Origin of the sequence: Pseudomonas sp. UW4 (assembly GCF_000316175.1) — a bacterium.
Taxonomy (GTDB): Bacteria; Pseudomonadota; Gammaproteobacteria; order Pseudomonadales; family Pseudomonadaceae; genus Aquipseudomonas; species Aquipseudomonas laurylsulfatiphila.
Window position 1 is genome coordinate 2,707,896 of the sequence record NC_019670.1, and the last position, 14,529, is coordinate 2,722,424.

Below are 14,529 nucleotides of genomic sequence, written 5' to 3' on the forward strand. Positions count from 1 at the left end.
GCCCCTTGTTGGCCCCCTCGCCACAGAAGCCACTCGCCATAGTAGTCCACTTACCACAGAAGCCCCCCTTTGCCACAGGTTCATGGCCTCCGACGGCACACAAAACCTCACACACCGGTTAAACTCCATGCTCTTTTTCAAGGAGTTCATATGAGTCATTACCAGCCGGGCATTCTCGCCACCCCCGTTCCGCCTCAAGCCCGCCATATGTTCTTCGCGCTCGAATCCGCCGCTGCACTGCCGGCTGCGCTCGATAACCTGCAAGGGCTGGTGGACGGCAAGTCGGTGGTGGCCGGCTTCGGCGAGTCCCTGGTCAAGGCGCTGGACGGGCAGATCGAAGGTCTGCGGCCGTTCCCGGCGCTGACGGGCGTCGGCGTCGACAATCCGTCGACCCAACACGCGCTCTGGTGCTGGCTGCACGGTGAGGACCGTGGCGAGTTGCTCAACCGCAGCAACGCCATCACAGCGGCACTGGCCCCGGCGTTGCGCCTGGTGCAGATGAACGAAACCTTCCGCCACATGACCGGCCATGACCTGACCGGCTACGAAGATGGCACCGAGAACCCGCATGACGAAGCCGCAGTGGCTGCTGCACTGGTGGCTGAAGGCGCGGACGGCCTGGTGGGTGGCAGCTTCGCCGCGATCCAGCAGTGGCAGCATGACTTGAAAGGTTTCCATGGGCTGTCGGCGGATGAGAAAGACAACATCATGGGCCGCCGCCTGAGCGATAACGAAGAGATCGACGATGCGCCGGTTTCCGCCCACGTCAAACGCACCGCCCAGGAAAGTTTTGCGCCCGAGGCCTTCGTGGTGCGCCGCTCGATGCCGTGGATCGAAGGTGACCGTGCCGGCCTGATGTTCCTGGCCTTCGGTTTCTCCCTCGACGCCTTCGAAGCCCAGCTGCGCCGCATGAGTGGCCTGGAAGACGGCATCACCGACGGCCTGTACCGCATCAGCCGTCCGGTCACCGGTGGCTACTACTGGTGCCCGCCGCTCAAGGACGGTCGACTGGACCTGCGCGCATTGCGTATCGACTGAACGGCAAGGAGAGCCTATGAACCTGGTGCGCTGGGGCATGATCGGTTGTGGCAGTGTCGCTGAACGCAAAAGCGCACCAGCCTTCTACAAAGCGCCCGGATCGGCGCTGGTGGCGGTGATGGGGCGGCGCCTGGAGGCCGTCACCGACTACGCCGCGCGCCACGGCATCGCGAGGGTTTATACCGATGCGCAAGCGTTGATCAACGATCCCGAGGTCGACGCCGTATACATCGCTACACCGCCCGACAGCCATCACGCCTATGCCTTGCAGGTGGCCGCCGCCGGCAAGCATTGCTGCGTCGAGAAACCGATGGCGCTCAACGCCGGGCAAAGTCGCGAGATGCAGCAGGTGTTTGCCGATGCCGGGTTGCATCTGTTCGTGTCCTATTACCGGCGTTCGCTGCCACGCTTCCGGCAAGTGCGGCAATGGCTGGAGGAGGGGCGGATCGGCGAGGTCCGGCACTTGAGCTGGACCCTCACCAAAGCCCCGTCGGCAGCGGATCTGGGTGGCGCGAACAACTGGCGTACCGATCCGGCGATTGCCGGTGGTGGCTATTTCGCCGATCTGGCCAGCCATGGCCTGGACCTGTTTCAGTACCTGTTCGGCGATATCGTCGAAGTCGCCGGGTTCACCGCACGGCAGGCCGGTTTGTACGCGGCCGAAGATGCCGTCAGCGCCACTTGGCGGTTTGCCAGCGGGGCACTGGGAATGGGCTGCTGGAACTTCGTCGCCGATCGCCGCGAAGACCGGGTCGAAGTGATTGGCAGTCAAGGCCGGATCAGCTTTTCGGTGTTCGACGAGCACCCGGTCGAGCTGCACGCCGACGAAAACCTCAGCCTGACCATCGAGCATCACGCGCACATTCAGTGGCACCATGTGTTGGGCATGAATGCGCATATTCGTGGTGAGGCGCAGCATCCGGCGGTAGCCGCAGAGGCGCTGAAGACTGATTGGGTGATGGACCGGATTCTCAAGCGGCACTGATCCCTCAGACCAAACATAGTCCCCTGTGGGAGCGAGCCTGCTCGCGAAGACATTGTGTCAGGCAATATTTTGTTGGCTGACACTCCGCTTTCGCGAGCAGGCTCGCTCCCACAGGGACGGTGGTGAATCTAACCTTATGCGCATTCGGTATTTCTCAAGCGTGTCATAACCTCTCTAAGATCACGTCATAACTCGTTATAACAAGTGATCTGCCATGCCCGATAACGTTCTATCCCTGAGCAGCGTCCCGCTGCACACCCAGCTGCGAGACGTGCTGCGCGCCCGCATCCTCGACGGCCAATACCCGCAAGACAGCCAGATGCCTTCCGAAAGCGAACTTGGCGCCTTGTTCAAGGTCAGCCGCATCACCGTGCGCCAGGCCTTGGGTGACCTGCAAAAGGAAGGGCTGATCTTCAAGATCCACGGCAAGGGCACTTTCGTCGCCAAGCCGAAAACCTTCCAGAACGTCAGCACCCTGCAAGGCCTGGCCGAGTCCATGACCGGTCGCGGCTATGAGGTGATCAACCGCCTGCGCAGCTTCAAATTCATTGCAGCCGACAAGCTGGTCGCCGAGCGTTTGCAGGTCAAAGAAGGCGAGGTCGTGGCGCAGATCAAACGGGTGCGCCTGATCAATCGCGAGCCGATTTCCCTGGAAATCACCTACCTGCCCAAGGCCGTTGGCGAGCGTCTGGAAAAGGCCGATCTGGTCACCCGCGACATTTTCCTGATCCTGGAAAACGACTGCGGCCTGGCACTCGGTCACGCGGACCTGGCCATCGATGCGGTACTGGCCGACAGCGACCTGACCCAGGCGCTGAATGTCGAACCCGGCTCGCCGATCATGCGTATCGAGCGTCTGACCCACGACGCCGAAGGCCGGCCGCTGGACTTCGAACACCTTTACTACCGTGGCGATGCCTTCCAGTACCGCCTGCGGATCGACCGGCAAAAAGGGGATCAGGCATGACGCGCAGCACGTTGGAGCAGGAATACGACATCGTCGTGATCGGCGGCGGCACCGCCGGCCCGATGGCGGCGATCAAGGCCAAGGAACGCAACCGCGACCTGCGGGTGTTGTTGATCGACAAGGCCAACGTCAAGCGCAGCGGTGCGATCAGCATGGGCATGGACGGCCTGAACAACGCGATCATTCCCGGCCACTCGACGCCTGAGCAGTACACCAAGGAAATCACCATCGCCAACGACGGCATCGTCAACCAGGCCGCGGTGTACGCCTATGCCACCCACAGCTTCGAGACGATCGAGCAACTGGACCGCTGGGGCGTGAAGTTCGAGAAGGACGAAACCGGCGACTACGCGGTGAAGAAGGTCCACCACATGGGCGCTTACGTGTTGCCGATGCCGGAGGGGCACGACATCAAGAAAGTCCTGTACCGCCAGTTGAAGCGCGCGCGGGTGAGTATCACCAATCGGCTGGTCTGCACCCGTTTGCTGACGGACGAGGAGGGCGCGGTCAACGGTGTGATGGGTTTCGATTGCCGCACGGCGGACTTCCATGTGATCAAGGCCAAGGCGGTGATCCTCGCCTGCGGTGCCGCCGGCCGCCTGGGCCTGCCGTCCTCGGGCTACCTGATGGGCACCTACGAAAACCCGACCAATGCCGGCGACGGCTACTCGATGGCCTACCACGCCGGGGCCGAGCTGGCGAACCTGGAATGCTTCCAGATCAACCCGCTGATCAAGGATTACAACGGCCCGGCCTGCGCCTACGTCACCGGTCCCCTGGGTGGCTACACCGCCAACAACAAGGGCGAGCGCTTCATCGAGTGCGACTACTGGAGCGGGCAGATGATGTGGGAGTTCCATCAGGAACTGGAAAGCGGCAACGGCCCGGTGTTCCTCAAGCTCGATCACCTGGCCGAGGAAACCATCCAGAATATCGAAGAGATCCTGCACAGCAACGAGCGTCCGAGCCGTGGCCAGTTCCATGCCAATCGCGGCACCGACTACCGCACGCAGATGGTCGAGATGCACATCTCGGAAATCGGCTTTTGCAGCGGGCATTCGGCGTCGGGGGTGTGGGTCAACGAGAAGGCCGAGACCTCGGTCAAGGGCTTGTACTCGGCGGGGGACATGGCGGCGGTGCCGCACAACTACATGCTCGGTGCGTTCACCTATGGCTGGTTTGCCGGCAACAACGCGGCGGATTTTGTCGACGGGCGTGAGTTTTCCGCGCTGGATGCCGCGCAGATCGAAAGCGAAAAACAGCGGGTCTATGCACCGCTGGACCGCGAACACGGCCTGCCACCGGCCCAGGTCGAGTACAAGCTGCGGCGCTTCGTCAACGACTACCTGCAACCGCCGAAAGTGACAAAGAAGATGCAGATCGGCCTGCAACGCTTCAGCGACATTCAGCGCGACCTCGACCAGATCAAGGCCCACAACGCCCACGAACTGATGCGCGCCATGGAAGTCAGCATGATCCGCGACTGCGCCGAAATGGCCGCCCGCGCTTCATTGTTCCGCGCCGAAAGCCGCTGGGGGCTTTACCACCATCGCGTCGATCACCCGCAACGCAACGATCGCGACTGGTTCTGCCATTGCCACCTGAAGAAGGACGAAAACGGTTTGATGAGCAGTTTCAGGAAAGCCGTCGAGCCTTACATCATCCCGCTGGATGCCGACGAGATGCAGGCCTACGACCGGCTGCGGGTCGGTGCCGATGCGGCTTGATGCCGACAACCAGAGAGAGACCGAACATGGCTTACCAACCCCAGGAAATCTTCTTCCGCTCCAACGCACCGGTCACGGTCGATGAAGACAAATGCATCGCCCACAAAGGCTGCACCGTGTGCGTCGACGTTTGCCCGATGGACCTGCTGGCGATCAATCCGGCCACGCAAAAGGCCTACATGGCGTTCGACGAATGCTGGTACTGCATGCCCTGTGAAAAGGACTGCCCGACCGGGGCGGTGAAAGTGGAGATCCCCTACCTGCTGCGCTGAAACACCGTCCCTGTGGGAGCGAGCCTGCTCGCGAAGAGGCCGGCACAGGCGACATCTCCATTGACTGACCGGACGCCTTCGCGAGCAGGCTCGCTCCCACAGTGAATCGAGTTCAAACAACCCCAAAAGCCATCCGGCAACCACCGGACGCCTGATCCAGAACACCCCTCGTTTCCCACCACGCCCTGATCGTGGCGGAGACGAACATCCAATAAATGATTCGAGGGGAAACACTCATGATGTTGCGTGCAGCTTTGGCCGGTCTGGTACTGGCTTCCTTCACCCTGTCGGCCTCGGCCGAAACCATCCGCATTGCCATCGGCACCCAGGACACCACCATCAACTGCGCCGCCGGCGGATTGTTGATTCGCGAACTCGGCCTGCTGGACAAATACCTGCCCCACGACGGCCCCTACAAAGACGCCCAATACGAGGTGCAGTGGAAAAACTTCACCAGCGGCGCACCGCTGACCAACGAGATGGTCGCCGGCAAACTCGACTTTGGCGCCATGGCCGATTTCCCTGGTGCGTTCAACGGCGTGGCCTTCGAAACGGCGGGCAAGCACAGTTTGTTCATCAGCGTGTTATCGGGCAGCACCAAGGGCAGTGGCAACGGCATCGTGGTGCCGAGTGCATCGGGCGTGCAGTCGCTGGCCGAACTCAAGGGCAAGACCATTTCCGTGCCGTTCGCTTCCACCGCCCATGGCATGCTGCTGCGCGCCGTCGCGGCCCAGGGCTGGGACCCGCTCAAGGACGTGAACATCATCGCTCAGCCGCCGGAAGTCGCCGGCTCCGCGTTGCAGGCCGGCAAGATCGATGCTCATGCTGACTTCGTACCCTTCGCCGAGCTGTTCCCCAGCCGTGGTTTCGCCCGCAAGATCTATGACGGTTCCCAGGCCGATGCGCCGACCTTCCACGGTGCGCTGGTCGATCAGGCCTATGCGAAAAAGTATCCGGAAATCGTCGTCGCTTACCTGCGGGCGAGCATCGAAGCCAACCAGTTGCTGGCGGCTGAACCGGAGAAATACAGCGAGTTGATCGCCAAGGTCACCGGGGTCGATGCCGAGGTCAACTATCTGTTCCATGGCCCCCTCGGCGTGCAGACCCGCGACCTGAGCTGGAAGCCGGAATACCGTCAGGCCGTGGGAACTGCCATCGATACTCTCAAGCTGTTGAAGAAGGCCGATCGCGGTCTCGATCTCAACACCTTCATCGACGACCAGTACATCCGCGCCGCCTTCAAGGCCTCGAACCTGGACTACAGCGCGCAGCTTGGAAATTACCAGCAGAAGCCGCTCAAGGCCGTCGATGCGGCAAGCGGTAAAGCCATCACCGACTTCAGCCATGTGGCGGAAATCTGGGTGCGTGGCGAGCCGAAGGTCCGTCAGTACGCCTCGGCGGAGTCGGCATTTACCGCGCTGACAGCGTTGAAACAGGAAGGCAAGAACATCCGCGCGGTGTACACCCAGGCCAGCGACAGCGGGATCAAGCTGCTGGCGGATCAGGCGTGGTTTGCCACCGACGGAAAAGGGCGGCTGAGCGCGTTCCTGCTCAAAGGCCAGGCCCAACAGTTCGCCACTGCCCAGGGCGGCAAGGTATTCGACTTCACCGATGCCACGACCCAGGCCGTGGCCGCTCGCTAACCCCCAAACACCACTGATCTCCTGTGGGAGCGAGCCTGCTCGCGAATGCGTACTGACATTCAGCATCGATGTCGACTGACCCACCGCTTTCGCGAGCAGGCTCGCTCCCACAGGGATCTCGGTTGAGAGGAATATTTGTGTACCGATCATATGCACGCTGGATTCCCAGAGCCGCTTCACTGCTGCTCTGCCTGCTGTTCTGGCAACTCGCCGCCAGCCACCACTGGAACCTCGGCCTGGTGACCTTCGCCAACGTCCCGACACCCTTGGCGGTCATCGAAGCCGCCTTCGGCCTTGGCGACTCCGGCAAACTCGCCCAGCACCTGGGCAGCAGCCTCGGGCGGGTATTCGCCGGCTACCTCGCGGCGCTGATCATAGGCGTCGCCCTGGGCCTGGCCATCGGTCGCTCGAAATGGGCCGAAGATCTGTTGCTGCCACCCCTGGAGGTACTGCGGCCGATTCCGGCCGTGGCCTGGATTCCCCTGGCGATCCTGATGTTTCCTTCGTCGGAACTGTCGATGGTGTTCATCACCTTCACCGGCGCCCTGTTCCCGATCCTGCTCAACACCGTGCATGGCGTCGAAGGCGTCGACCCACGGCTGATCGCCTCGGCGAAAAGCCTCGGGGCAGGGCGCCGGGCCATCCTGCTGGAGGTCGTTCTGCCGGGCGCGGCGCCGAGCATCATCACCGGCCTGGCCATCGGCATGGGCACCTCGTGGTTTTGCCTGGTGACGGCGGAAATGATCTCCGGCCAATTCGGCATCGGCTATTACACCTGGGAGTCCTACACCATCCAGAACTACGCCGACATCGTCGTCGGCATGTTGCTGATCGGCGTGCTCGGCATGGGCAGCAGCCTGTTGATCAAGCGTCTGGGCGGGCTGTTCACGCCTTGGCATCGACCACGAGGAAAAGCCTGATGAGCGTTTTTCAACACCTGGAAGGGCGTATCGATATCCGCGGGTTGTCGATCAGCCTGGGCGAGGGCCACGGGGCTTTCGAAGCGGTGCAGGGCCTCGACTGCCAGATCGAGCCGGGGCAGTTCGTGTGCATCCTCGGGCCGTCCGGTTGCGGTAAATCCACCTTGCTCGGGGCGCTGGCCGGCCACCTGCAACCGCGCACCGGCAGCTTGAGCGTGGATGGCGCGCCGGTGTCGGGGCCATCGCCACAACGGGGCATGGTGTTTCAGCAGCACACACTGTTTCCGTGGCGCACGGTGCGTGACAACGTGGCGTTCGGCCTGAAAATGCGTGGCGTCGGCAAGGTCGAACGGCTCAAGGCAGCGGATGAAATCCTCGCCCTGGTGGGCCTCGAAGGTTTTGCCGGGCGCTGGCCCGACCAACTGTCCGGCGGCATGCAGCAGCGGGTGGAAATCGCCCGGGTGCTGGTCAACCGTCCGCGCCTGTTGCTGATGGACGAGCCCTTTGGCGCCCTAGATGCCCTGACCCGATTGAACATGCAGGAACTGCTGTTGGACATCTGGACGCGCATCCGCACCACCGTGGTGTTTGTCACCCATGACATCGACGAAGCGCTATTCCTCGCCGACCGCTTGCTGGTCATGAGCTCGCGCCCCGGGCGAATCATCGAAGACCTGCGCCTGGATTTCCCCCGGCCGCGCAGCACGGAGCTGATGACCCGCCCTGAATTCTCGCATCTGAAGCGCCATTGCCTCGAACTCCTGCGGCACGAAGACGGCCGGCAACTGCCGCGCCTGAACCCGCTCGGACTTCCCCCTGAAAACAAACTGCCGCGATTTGCCCTATGACCTCTCTATTTGATGTAACCGATAACGACGACATTCTGGCCCTGCAACCGCGCCTGACCGATGACGACCCTGGCGTGCGCCGGATCGCACTGATCGAGCTGGCCGATCTCGAGGAGCCGGAAGGCCTGCAGTGGTTGATCGATCGACTGGCCGAAGACCCGATGGCAGAGGTCCGCGCCGAAGCCGCCCGGTTGCTGGAAGCCTGGGAGGACGCGCCCGTGGTCGAAGCCTTGTGCCAGGCCCTGACGGATCCATCCCCGGCGGTGCAGGCGGCCGCTGCGCAAAGCCTCAGCCTGCTCAAGAGCGAAGCGGCGGGCCGGGTCATTCTGCCGTGGACCGGGCACGCCGACAGCGGCGTACGCATTGCCGCGTTCCGGGCGTTGCGCGAGTTGCGCTGCCCCGATGCCGCCGCAGCAGCTGCCGCTGCATTGGACGATGAAAGCGCCAGCGTGCGCCGCGAGGCGGTGGGCGTACTCGGCTGGCTCAAGCAGCTTGATGCCTTGCCGGCACTGGCGCGACTGGCCAGCGCTGACCCAGACACCGACGTGCGGCGGGCCGCCACCGGGGCGCTTGGCCTGGCGTCTGACGCCCAGGTGCTGCCGGCCCTGCGCCAGGCCTTGCGGGACGATGCCTGGCAAGTCCGCGAAGAAGCCGCCACCACCCTGGGCAAGGTCGGCCACCCCGACGCCGGCCCGGCCCTGGTCGACGCCTTGGGCGACGATTACTGGCAGGTGCGCCTGCGCGCCACCCGCAGCCTCGGTCGCTTGCGTTATGTACCGGCGCTTGAAGCGCTGATCGACACCCTCGACCATCGCATCAGCAACCTGCGCAAGGAAGCCGCGCTGGCCCTCGGCGAACTCAACGACCCACGGGCCATTGCGCCATTGCAGGCCGCGCAACACGACGGCGACCCGGAAGTGCGCAAGGCCGTGCGCATTGCCTTGAGTCAACTGCAATGAACCCGCTGGCGGTGGGTAATTCGCAGGGTAGGCAGCAGCTGCGATTGAACTGGCCCGATGGCCGCGAACAGTGGCTGGACCACGCCGAACTGCGTCGTCAGTGTCCATGTTCGCAGTGCCGGGCCTTTCGTCTGCGGGGGATGGCGCCGATGGTGGATGCCCGGGTGCGGGTAATCGAACTGAACCCGCAGGGCTATGGCCTGCAACTGGTCTTCAGCGATGGGCATGAGCGGGGGATTTATCCGTGGGCGTATCTGGCTGGACTTACCGACTGAATCGAATTCCATTCCTCATCGGCAGTTGTCGCGATCTGCGGCAGCTCCCCCGTTTGCGCTTCCAGTGGTTTATGTGGCGAATACAGGTTCAGTAACGGCCCGGATAAACGCATCGTCCACAGTCTTTACTCCATACTTTTGCATGAACTCACGGCCGTTGTTAAAGCGATTGAAGCGTTGCTGGCTGATCATATAAAAATAATCACAATGGTTGATTATCTCCTCAACATTGTGCGAGGAAACCAGAATGGCGGTGCCTTCCCTGGCAGCGCCGTGAAGACATTGCCAAATATAGTGACGAAATTCTGGATCTACACCGGCAGTAGGTTCATCGAGAATTACAAAGTCTGCAGAAATTGATAGAAGTGAAAGCGTAAAGAACCAGCGTGTCTCTCCGTAGCTGCATAACGATGATTTTTTGTTCCATGTGTCTTGGTATCTGTCAACTATCGCTGGGCTCCAGGTACTTAGTTTTTTCAGGGTTTTGTCTTGTGTCATGGGCTCGTTTGATGACAGCGCCGTCACCATTTTAAAGATGTCACGCATGCGCAGCGGTGGGGGCGTGGAGATGATTTGGGAAAGGTATAAAAAGCGACTGAAGTCGTTTTTTATGAAACCGGACTTTGCTTCTTTAAGGTCGCAGACGATATCGAAAAAAGTTGTTTTTCCAGATCCGTTGGGCCCCAGAATGCCGACAATGTCGCCTTGAGCAACCTCAAGAGATGCCCGGGTCAAGAGAGGCGTATCTGTATAGGAGAAGTCAATGTTCTGCGCCGTGAATTTTTTCATCAGTACCGGCTCCATACGGGATTTATTCTTAGGTGCTTGAACGTTTTGTACAATGCAAAAACAAACAAAAGAACTATTGCAGTTGTGATGAGTTTGTTGGATTCAATGCCTTGTTCCATTATTTGGCTTGCAAGCGTCAGTGGGTTTGCGAGGTTCAAAGCGTCGGTGATGGGGTTTGATCTGCTGGCACTCATTACTCCGAGGATCAACATGCAAAACGAAAAAATGGAAAGCAAAGTGTTCGAGTTCTGAAAATTGATCGGTAGCAATGAGAAGGCAGCCCCAAAAGTGCAAAACATGATAAAGCAGATGTAAAAGCGTAGTGCCAGATTCAGTAGTTCACCGAGGGTGTAGTTTCCAAATGGAAACTTGGTCGTCAAGTAAAAGGTTGCGCAATAAGATATTGATATTGGCGAGTACGCAATGAAGTGCGATAAAAGAAAAATCAGTTTTGATTCCCTGGAGTAAATAAATGATCGAGTGAATCCGCTTTCCCTTCTTCCGATTATGTAAAAGGCGAATCCGAATAGCGCGACACTTGAAGAGATGTAGGCATAAAACCATGCCGAAATCGTAATGTAATTGCTGGATAAATAGTTGGGGTCTTGCCTGGTTGTTGCAAAGAAATAGAACATTACACAAGGGGGTATCATGATCCAGAAAAAGGCGATGGGCTCCTTTAGTTGTTCTTTGATGAATATGGAGGTTAGGGAGAATACTCTGGGTAAAATATTTTTAGTCATTGAGTGGCGCTTTTCAGTCTTGTTGTTTTTTATTTTGCTTTTGTTTGTGGGGTTGCCGCTTGGTATTAAGTGGTGCTGCAAGGATTAGTTGATTTTGCTGTTGAATGCAAGCGAAGGGATTTTGTGTTGTAGGGGGATTCCTGCATGTTTTTAAGAAGCGTCCTACATGATGTCAGGAGTCTTGGTGGCTTGGTTTTGTTTTAGTGTGGATAGTCTCTAGTATGGAACTGTGGAATTCCTTTTTGAATCTGTATTTTAGTTTTCGGCAGGCAGAAATGATCTTGATATATTGAGTAGAATATTTCTGTAGGAGTAAATGTGCGTTTTGTACTTTTTTTATGGATTTTTATTTTCTTCAGGTGCTGATTTTTTTAGAAAGGAGACGAACGGTAGGTCTTGTTTTTTTGATCGTCCTTTTTGTTCGAGCAAGGAATGCTGGGCCTTACGTCTGCGGGTTATCGAGTTGCGCGCCAGGGCTATGGCCTGCAACTGGTCTTCAGCGATGGGCATGAACGGGGGATTTATCCGTAGGCCTATCTGGCTGGACTCACTGGCTGAACCGGCCTCCTGTAGGAGCTGCCGCAGGCTGCGATCTTTTTGCTCTGGTCTCAAGGAGGATTACTTATGATCTCTATCGCCGATCGCTTATCACCTTATACCGAAGCTCTGAGCGTCTCGTCTTTTCGCAAGTTGCTCATTGGCCAAAGTCTCTCGATGGCCGGCGACGTTATTTGTCTGGCCGCACTGCCGATAGCGCTTATCCGGACCGGCTACGGAGGAGAAGTATTCGGTTTTGTCATGGCGGCAGTCGGGGTAGGGACCGTGATCGGGGCCCTGATCGGAGGTTTGCTGGCGGATCGAAAGTCGCCGAAGCAAGTACTGATTTACACCGACACGGCGAGGGGTGTTGCGCAACTGGCCGCAGTGGCGCTGATCGTCTCCGGTACGCCTTGGTGGTACCTGGTCTTTGCCTACCTGATATTTGGCATCGGCATTGGGGTTTCCCGTCCGTGTGCTCAGGTACTGCTCGTCAAATTGCTGCCCAAGCAAGCACTGGTGGCGGGCAATGGTGCGATGAACTTTGTCGACAACCTGGTCGCTGTGCTGTTTCCCGCGACGCTGGGTGTATTCATCATTTTCTGGGACCCGGTCTGGGGCATTTTGATCGATGGTCTCACATTCTTCTGCGCCGCCATTTACACGGCGATGTTGCCCAATGTGGAGTCCCATGAGTTCGAGGAGAAGTTCTCGATCCGAGAAGCGGTCAATGGCATTGCCATCGTTACCGGCAACTCCAAGCTTTTGCTGGGCTTCGCGGCCACCCTTGTGGTGAACGTCTTGTGTTTCCCGATTTTCCTGGTCGTCGCTCCCTATGCCATCAGCGATCGATTCAACGAAGAAATGTGGGGGCTGTGTCTGGCCGCCTCGGGATTCGGTGCGTGCATTGGATCAATCATCACGGCGCTTGTTTCCGGGCATGAACGACTGATCGGACTTGCTGTGACCTGCGGCTTGTTCCTGGCCGGCGCGATGGCACTACTCGGCATGGGAAGCTCGTCCTGGATGGCGATACTGGGGGCGATCCTGGTGGGTATCGTCGAAGCGTCCTGGTTGACTGGTTGGGCCACAGCGATGCAGACACTGTCTCCCGAAAAGGACCTCGGTAAAGTGGTGGCAGTCGATACGCTCTTTACCAGTGGCGTGCACCCCTTCATTTTTCTTGGTAGCGGAATCGTCGGCGGGATGGTCGGTTATTCCCAGACCCTTTCCCTCACGGCAATCCTCAGTGCCGTAGGCACACTGTTAATTGTTTTGGTGTCCTTTACGCTCATGCCAAGGATGCGCGGGTTCGGGTGATCGAATAGCACTCGCAGGGGGTATGGCCTGCAACTGGTCTTCAGCGATGGCCATGAGCGGGGATTTATCCGTGGGCGTATCTGGCGCAACTCACCTCTTGAGTCACTGAAGTCCAATGTGGGAGCGAGCTTGCTCGCGATGAGGCTCGCTCAGTCGATACACATGTTGAATGAAAGACCATCGCGAGCAAGCTCGCTCCCACAGGTCACTGGTCCTGCCACCAGATGATTGACGGTCCTTGCCAGGTAAATGCCAAAAGAGTACAAATGTACTCCATGACGACTCTGACTCCCCGCCGTACCGCCATCCTGACCTTTATCCGCGATCGCATCGCCGAGCACGGTCAGCCTCCGAGCCTCGCTGAAATCAGCGAGGCGTTCGGTTTCGCCTCCCGCAGCGTGGCGCGCAAGCATGTGCTGGCGCTGACCGAAGCCGGGTTTATCGAGGTCAACCCGCATCAGGCCCGGGGCATTCGCCTGCTCGGGCAGCCGCCGCGTCCCGAGTTGCTGGACATCCCGGTGCTTGGTCGGGTGGCGGCTGGTGCGCCGATCGGGGTCGATGCGCAAATCCATAGCCGCTTGCTGCTCGATCCGTCGCTCTTCTCGCGGGTGCCGGACTACATGTTGCGGGTGCGCGGTGATTCGATGATCGAGGACGGTATTCTCGACGGCGATCTGGTGGGCGTGCACCGCAACCCCGAGGCCGTTAATGGCCAGATCGTCGTGGCACGGCTCGACGGTGAAGTCACCATCAAGCGCTTCGAGCGGGTCGGCGATGTGGTTCGCCTGCTGCCGCGCAACCCGGCCTACCAGCCGATCATTGTGAACGCCGATCAGGACCTGGCCATCGAAGGTGTGTTCTGTGGCCTGGTGAGGCAAGGCTGATGGGTGCCGTCGTTGCGCTGGATACGCTGTTCAATGGCGGCCAGGTCTGGAGGGGCCGGCCTGCGCCGCCGGCCGCCAGCCCGCAGCCCACCGGGCACGCCGCGCTGGACGCGGCATTGCCCAGCGGCGGCTGGCCGGAGGCGGCGCTGACGGAAATCCTGCTGGCCGGGCAGGGCGTGGGCGAGTTGCAACTGGTGTGGCCGACGCTGGCACGGCTGTCTGCGGCGGGCGAACGCATCGTGCTGGTGGCGCCGCCTTATGTGCCATATCCCCAGGCGTGGCAGGGCGCCGGGGTCGATCTGCGTCAGCTGTCGATCATCCGGGCCAGCGAGCGCGATGCGCTGTGGGCCGCGGAACAATGCCTGCGTTCGGGCAGTTGCGGCGCGGTGCTGTGCTGGCCGCACAAGGCCGATGACCGCGCCTTGCGCCGTTTGCAGGTGGCGGCGGAAACCGGCCAGACCCTGGCCTTCGCCTATCGTCCCCTCAGTGAAGCGATCAACCCTTCGCCGGCGGCCCTGCGCATCGCCATCGATGCCCGGCCGGCACAACTGCGCGTGCTCAAGTGCCGCGGCGGCCTGGCCCGTTCGGCGCCGATTGCCTTCGCCGTGGGGCATTGAGGTTG

The 14,529-nt window shown here is 60.0% G+C and carries 14 protein-coding genes and 2 pseudogenes; 15 read left to right on the plus strand and 1 reads right to left on the minus strand.

From position 1 onward, the window contains the following. Positions 1-150: 150 nt before the first annotated feature. From PPUTUW4_RS11780 to PPUTUW4_RS11825, 10 genes are all read left to right on the plus strand, one after another. Positions 151-1,038, plus strand: a complete 888-nt coding sequence (locus tag PPUTUW4_RS11780; RefSeq protein WP_015094852.1) for a Dyp-type peroxidase — start codon at positions 151-153, stop codon at positions 1,036-1,038. 16 nt (positions 1,039-1,054) lie between these two features. Continuing rightward, positions 1,055-2,023: a Gfo/Idh/MocA family oxidoreductase gene (locus PPUTUW4_RS11785; protein WP_015094853.1), complete on the plus strand. Its 969-nt coding sequence runs from the start codon at positions 1,055-1,057 to the stop codon at positions 2,021-2,023. Positions 2,024-2,237: 214 nt separating this feature from the next. Beyond that, positions 2,238-2,990, plus strand: a complete 753-nt coding sequence (locus tag PPUTUW4_RS11790) for a GntR family transcriptional regulator (RefSeq protein WP_015094854.1) — start codon at positions 2,238-2,240, stop codon at positions 2,988-2,990. Continuing rightward, complete coding sequence (locus PPUTUW4_RS11795; RefSeq protein WP_015094855.1) at positions 2,987-4,717, plus strand: fumarate reductase/succinate dehydrogenase flavoprotein subunit; 1,731 nt, start codon at positions 2,987-2,989, stop codon at positions 4,715-4,717. Before PPUTUW4_RS11790 ends, PPUTUW4_RS11795 begins: the two co-directional genes overlap by 4 nt. Before the next feature lie 26 nt (positions 4,718-4,743). Further along, positions 4,744-4,989 (plus strand): ferredoxin family protein, encoded by a 246-nt coding sequence (locus PPUTUW4_RS11800; RefSeq protein WP_003180418.1) that lies wholly within the window; start codon positions 4,744-4,746, stop codon positions 4,987-4,989. Between the two features lie 236 nt (positions 4,990-5,225). After that, positions 5,226-6,632 (plus strand): ABC transporter substrate-binding protein, encoded by a 1,407-nt coding sequence (locus tag PPUTUW4_RS11805; RefSeq protein ID WP_015094856.1) that lies wholly within the window; start codon positions 5,226-5,228, stop codon positions 6,630-6,632. A 137-nt stretch (positions 6,633-6,769) separates the two neighbouring features. After that, the gene (locus PPUTUW4_RS11810; RefSeq protein WP_015094857.1) at positions 6,770-7,552 is read left to right on the plus strand and encodes an ABC transporter permease; all 783 of its coding nucleotides are present in this window, start codon (positions 6,770-6,772) and stop codon (positions 7,550-7,552) included. Further along, positions 7,552-8,400, plus strand: coding sequence for an ABC transporter ATP-binding protein (locus tag PPUTUW4_RS11815; RefSeq protein WP_015094858.1), 849 nt, complete (start codon positions 7,552-7,554; stop codon positions 8,398-8,400). The genes PPUTUW4_RS11810 and PPUTUW4_RS11815 overlap by 1 nt, the downstream gene beginning before the upstream one ends. Beyond that, positions 8,397-9,359 (plus strand): HEAT repeat domain-containing protein, encoded by a 963-nt coding sequence (locus PPUTUW4_RS11820; RefSeq protein WP_015094859.1) that lies wholly within the window; start codon positions 8,397-8,399, stop codon positions 9,357-9,359. Before PPUTUW4_RS11815 ends, PPUTUW4_RS11820 begins: the two co-directional genes overlap by 4 nt. After that, complete coding sequence (locus PPUTUW4_RS11825; protein ID WP_015094860.1) at positions 9,356-9,634, plus strand: DUF971 domain-containing protein; 279 nt, start codon at positions 9,356-9,358, stop codon at positions 9,632-9,634. The genes PPUTUW4_RS11820 and PPUTUW4_RS11825 overlap by 4 nt, the downstream gene beginning before the upstream one ends. A 69-nt stretch (positions 9,635-9,703) precedes the next feature. On the opposite strand, the gene PPUTUW4_RS11830 is transcribed toward PPUTUW4_RS11825, so the two are convergent. Further along, a complete protein-coding gene (locus tag PPUTUW4_RS11830; RefSeq protein WP_041474850.1) occupies positions 9,704-10,423 on the minus strand; it encodes an AAA family ATPase in 720 nt (239 codons plus the stop codon). Positions 10,424-11,625: 1,202 nt separating this feature from the next. Here PPUTUW4_RS11830 and PPUTUW4_RS29170 point away from each other — a divergent pair. The 5 genes and pseudogenes from PPUTUW4_RS29170 to imuA form a co-directional block, all read left to right on the plus strand. After that, positions 11,626-11,697 (plus strand): annotated as a pseudogene (locus PPUTUW4_RS29170) (gamma-butyrobetaine hydroxylase-like domain-containing protein); the annotation flags it as partial. Between the two features lie 93 nt (positions 11,698-11,790). Continuing rightward, positions 11,791-13,023 (plus strand): MFS transporter, encoded by a 1,233-nt coding sequence (locus PPUTUW4_RS11840; protein WP_015094863.1) that lies wholly within the window; start codon positions 11,791-11,793, stop codon positions 13,021-13,023. Beyond that, positions 13,005-13,124: pseudogene (locus tag PPUTUW4_RS30615) on the plus strand (gamma-butyrobetaine hydroxylase-like domain-containing protein); the annotation flags it as partial. The gene PPUTUW4_RS11840 and the pseudogene PPUTUW4_RS30615, both read left to right, overlap by 19 nt. Positions 13,125-13,289: 165 nt before the next feature. Next, positions 13,290-13,907: a transcriptional repressor LexA gene (lexA, locus tag PPUTUW4_RS11845; RefSeq protein WP_015094864.1), complete on the plus strand. Its 618-nt coding sequence runs from the start codon at positions 13,290-13,292 to the stop codon at positions 13,905-13,907. Then, positions 13,907-14,524, plus strand: a complete 618-nt coding sequence (gene imuA, locus PPUTUW4_RS11850) for a translesion DNA synthesis-associated protein ImuA (protein ID WP_007973327.1) — start codon at positions 13,907-13,909, stop codon at positions 14,522-14,524. Before lexA ends, imuA begins: the two co-directional genes overlap by 1 nt. Positions 14,525-14,529 lie beyond the last annotated feature (5 nt).

Bases quoted from the DNA above. Each gene is read 5' to 3' on its own strand.
- PPUTUW4_RS11780 (WP_015094852.1), top strand. From the start codon at position 151: ATGAGTCATTACCAGCCGGGCATTCTCGCCACCCCCGTTCCGCCTCAA.
- PPUTUW4_RS11785 (WP_015094853.1), top strand. From the start codon at position 1,055: ATGAACCTGGTGCGCTGGGGCATGATCGGTTGTGGCAGTGTCGCTGAA.
- PPUTUW4_RS11790 (WP_015094854.1), top strand. From the start codon at position 2,238: ATGCCCGATAACGTTCTATCCCTGAGCAGCGTCCCGCTGCACACCCAG.
- PPUTUW4_RS11795 (WP_015094855.1), top strand. From the start codon at position 2,987: ATGACGCGCAGCACGTTGGAGCAGGAATACGACATCGTCGTGATCGGC.
- PPUTUW4_RS11800 (WP_003180418.1), top strand. From the start codon at position 4,744: ATGGCTTACCAACCCCAGGAAATCTTCTTCCGCTCCAACGCACCGGTC.
- PPUTUW4_RS11805 (WP_015094856.1), top strand. From the start codon at position 5,226: ATGATGTTGCGTGCAGCTTTGGCCGGTCTGGTACTGGCTTCCTTCACC.
- PPUTUW4_RS11815 (WP_015094858.1), top strand. From the start codon at position 7,552: ATGAGCGTTTTTCAACACCTGGAAGGGCGTATCGATATCCGCGGGTTG.
- PPUTUW4_RS11820 (WP_015094859.1), top strand. From the start codon at position 8,397: ATGACCTCTCTATTTGATGTAACCGATAACGACGACATTCTGGCCCTG.
- PPUTUW4_RS11825 (WP_015094860.1), top strand. From the start codon at position 9,356: ATGAACCCGCTGGCGGTGGGTAATTCGCAGGGTAGGCAGCAGCTGCGA.
- PPUTUW4_RS11830 (WP_041474850.1), bottom strand. From the start codon at position 10,423: ATGAAAAAATTCACGGCGCAGAACATTGACTTCTCCTATACAGATACG.
- PPUTUW4_RS11840 (WP_015094863.1), top strand. From the start codon at position 11,791: ATGATCTCTATCGCCGATCGCTTATCACCTTATACCGAAGCTCTGAGC.
- lexA (WP_015094864.1), top strand. From the start codon at position 13,290: ATGTACTCCATGACGACTCTGACTCCCCGCCGTACCGCCATCCTGACC.
- imuA (WP_007973327.1), top strand. From the start codon at position 13,907: ATGGGTGCCGTCGTTGCGCTGGATACGCTGTTCAATGGCGGCCAGGTC.